We start from the raw sequence: 3,246 nt of genomic DNA, 5'->3' as shown, positions 1-3,246 counted from the left end.
CACCCGGGAGGCCCAACGCGCCCCCCACCGCTCCCACTTGAGAGCCAGCGCCGCGGTGGGCCCGCCGACCGCCTCGAACGACCAGGCGTGTGGCTGGAACACCGTCGCCACCCGCCCCCGTACCGCCAGCCGGGCGGCGAGCCCGGCCTTCGCGCTGTGCGCGTGCACGACATCCGGCCGCACCGCCCCGACCACCCGCCGAAGCCGCCGCACCTCCCCGACGAGCGAGGGCCCCGGCGCGCGCGTCGCGTGCCAGGGGTGTACGTCGGCGCCGAGCGCCCTCAGTCGCGCGGCGAGGTCACCGCCGTCCGGGCAGGCGACCGTGACGTGCAGACCGGCGGCGAGCTGGGCCCGCGCCAGGTCCGTCACGACCCGGGCCGCCCCGCCGTCCACCGGCTGGGTGACGTGCAGGACCCGTGGCCGGGGGTCCGGTGCGATCAGTTGCATGCGCGGTTTCCTCGCTCACGGATGGCGGTGCCGGACGCACCTCGGCTACTGCCGGGCGTCGACGGCCACGAAAAGTGCGCCGGCCCACGCCGCGTCCCGCTGGGAAACGAGCCGGAAGGCCAGCTGGTCACCACCGCGCCGCAGCGCCGTATCCAGTTCGAACACGTCCGAGTCGTAGCCGAGGGTGTTCGCGTACGCCGGAACGCGCTCCGAGGCGGGCCCGCCGACGGTCGAATTCAGCACGTCGTCGAGGGGGTCGGCCGCGTCCCCCAGCGCCGTCGTACGCCCTGCGACCGACACCGTCAGGGAGTCGCCGACGCTGCCGCGGTCCCCGTCGTAGGCGACCAGACCCGCGCGTCCGTTCGCGCCCGCCGGGAACGGCAGTTCGGCCAACCGGACCAACGGGAGGTCACCCGTCCGGTCCCGCAGCGCGTCGAACCCGTCCCACACGGCGAGGTGCCGCAGCGGCTCCGTCGCCTTCTCGTACGCCACGACCAGCGTCCAGCCGCCCCACGCCCCGGCCGCCGACTTCCCCATCGCCACATTGATCTGCGCGACGGTGTACAGCCCCGAACCGCTCTCCCGGACCAGCTTCGTGACATCTGCGGAGGCCTGATAGGCGTCGGCGCCGTGCGCCACCCGGTGCCCGACGACCGTGTCCGCGAGCAGTTCCTTGTACTGGCCGCCGGGCTCGGCGATCAGCACGCGCCCGTTGTCCTTCGGCGGCTTCTGCTCACCGACCTTGAGATTGCCGCCCCAGTACAGCCGCGCGTAGGTGGCCCGGCCGCCCTTCGGCACCCGGACCTCGGCCCGGCTGGAGTTGTACGTGTTCGGGTCGCTGTCGACATCGACGTAGAACATGTCGAGGTCACCGTTGACCACCGCCCGGCTGCCGCCCGTTCCCGTGGGGAGGTTCTCGCCCCTGCGGATGGCCGCGCACGTCCCGAGGGTGGCGCGGCAGCTGATGGACGCGTTGGCCGCGCGGACGATCCCGCCGTGCTGGAGCGCGCTGTAGCGCTGCGCGAACGCCAGGCGCACCGACTCCTTGGCGGGCTCCTCGGCATCCCCGCCGACCGGCGGCGCGGCCGTCGACGTACCCCCCGGAGTCCAGATCGCGGCGACGGCAAAAACGCCCACCATCGCACGGCGCAGCGGAAGACCCGGGGAAATACGCATGACCGGCGTTGCCCTTTCGGGAAAGAGGTCGGGGACCGCCGGACGGAGGACGGTCGACCTTTTGGGTGGGTCTGGGGCGGCTGGCGGAAGGTGGGTAACTCTAGCCGCTATGCGTATTTATTGGTGATACATGGCATCTGTGTCGGAATCGTGCAGTCGAGCGACCGAAGGATCACTCCATTGGCGGCACAACCCGGGCGCGCGCCACGCGTTGACACAGCGCTGGGCATTTCCGCCCGGATGTTTGTGACAACTCCCAAGGAGCACTTCTCCATGTCGCGTATCGCGAAGGGCCTCGCCCTTTCCACCGTTGCCGTCGCCGCCGTGGCGGGTACCGCCGGTGTCGCCGCCGCCGACAGCGACGCGCACGGCGCCGCTGCCCACTCCCCGGGCGTCCTGTCGGGCAACGTCCTCCAGGTCCCGGTCCACGTTCCGGTCAACGTCTGCGGCAACACCGTCAACGTCATCGGTCTGCTGAACCCGGCGTTCGGCAACACCTGCGTCAACGACTGACGTAAGTCGGCGCGGACCCTTCTGCCGGCCGCTCTCCCTTCGGGGAGGGCGGCCGGTTCGCGTTTCCGGTGTGCCCCGAATGGCGGGCCGGGTGGCCAACTCGCCGAGCGGGCCCTGAAACAGGGCCTCACCAGCGACGACGTACGGGACCGGGTCGACGGACCGTCACTTTGTGCGGATGACCGGTTGCAGGTGGCAACGGGGGATCTGACGGTGGATCCGACGGCGGACACATCGTCCGGCACACACCGTCCGACACACGCCCCCGCACCACCGAAAGGAACTTCCATGCGTGCTCTGCCCGCACGGCGTCTCGCGTCCACCGCACTCTGCGCCACCCTCCTGCTCGGCATAGGCGCACCGGCCGCCCTGGCGGCGGACGGTGACGCGGCCCGCGAGCGCGGCCACGCGGCCTCCCAGGCGCCCGTCCCCAACGCGGACGCGCTCCTCGCGCAGGTCAAGTCGCTGGGCGACCTGGGCGGCGTACTGAATCCCGTCACCGATCTGCTGACCGCCACGCTCAAGGCGGACAACGGCCAGCTGCCGCTGGACGAGGCGACGAAACTGGGCGACGCCGTGAAGGCGGCCATCACCGCGGCCACGGCGGCGGCACCGGCCCCGGTCCCGGCCACTCCGCCGGTGGCGCTGCCGGCGACCCCGGAGGTTCCGGCGACCCCGGCGCTGCCGACCACGCCCGCCCTGCCCACGACGCCCGCCCTCCCCACGACCCCGGCCCTCCCGACGACGCCCGCGCTGCCGCCCGCGCCCGCCCTTCCGTTGAGCCACAAGGACGGCAAGGGGGCCAAGGGCCCGCTCGACATCAAGGGAGACGCGCTCGCCGCGCTGCAGAAGTCGGTCGACACGCTGCTCACGGCGGTCACGTCCGGCGATGTCGCGAACGTCGTCCCGGCCGTCACCGGGGTGTTGACGAGCCTCGTCGGCTTCGTCGCCGCCACCCTGCTCGGCGGCGGTCTGCCGGCGCCGGAACTGGCGGGTCTGCCGCCGCTGCCGAAGCTGCCCGCGGTGGTGCCGCCGCTCCCGGCCGCGGTGGCGCCCCTGCCGCTGCCGGCCCGCTAGCGACGCCCCTCCCGGTCGTCGTGGCAGCCGTCG

At 73.0% G+C, this 3,246-nt stretch carries 4 protein-coding genes; 2 read left to right on the top strand and 2 right to left on the bottom strand.

Annotated features, from left to right (window positions below):
* Together STRTUCAR8_RS42455 and STRTUCAR8_RS42450 are read right to left on the bottom strand one after the other, a co-directional pair.
* A partial coding sequence (locus STRTUCAR8_RS42455; RefSeq protein WP_006382605.1) for a glycosyltransferase occupies positions 1 to 447 on the bottom strand: 447 nt, incomplete at its 3' end.
* Between the two features lie 45 nt (positions 448 to 492).
* Positions 493 to 1,623, bottom strand: a complete 1,131-nt coding sequence (locus tag STRTUCAR8_RS42450; protein ID WP_006382608.1) for a hypothetical protein — start codon at positions 1,621 to 1,623, stop codon at positions 493 to 495.
* Positions 1,624 to 1,896: 273 nt separating this feature from the next.
* On the opposite strand from STRTUCAR8_RS42450, the gene STRTUCAR8_RS42445 reads away from it, so the two are divergent.
* Together STRTUCAR8_RS42445 and STRTUCAR8_RS53605 are read left to right on the top strand one after the other, a co-directional pair.
* Entirely contained in the window at positions 1,897 to 2,136 is a 240-nt protein-coding gene (locus STRTUCAR8_RS42445; RefSeq protein WP_006382607.1) for a chaplin, read from the top strand.
* 288 nt (positions 2,137 to 2,424) lie between these two features.
* The gene (locus STRTUCAR8_RS53605; RefSeq protein WP_006382606.1) at positions 2,425 to 3,213 is read left to right on the top strand and encodes a hypothetical protein; all 789 of its coding nucleotides are present in this window, start codon (positions 2,425 to 2,427) and stop codon (positions 3,211 to 3,213) included.
* Positions 3,214 to 3,246 lie beyond the last annotated feature (33 nt).

It is taken from the genome of Streptomyces turgidiscabies Car8 (genome assembly GCF_000331005.1).
Taxonomy (GTDB): domain Bacteria; phylum Actinomycetota; class Actinomycetes; order Streptomycetales; family Streptomycetaceae; genus Streptomyces; species Streptomyces turgidiscabies.
The sequence above is the reverse complement of the archived record's forward strand: the minus strand, read 5'-3'. Positions and strand labels throughout refer to the sequence as shown.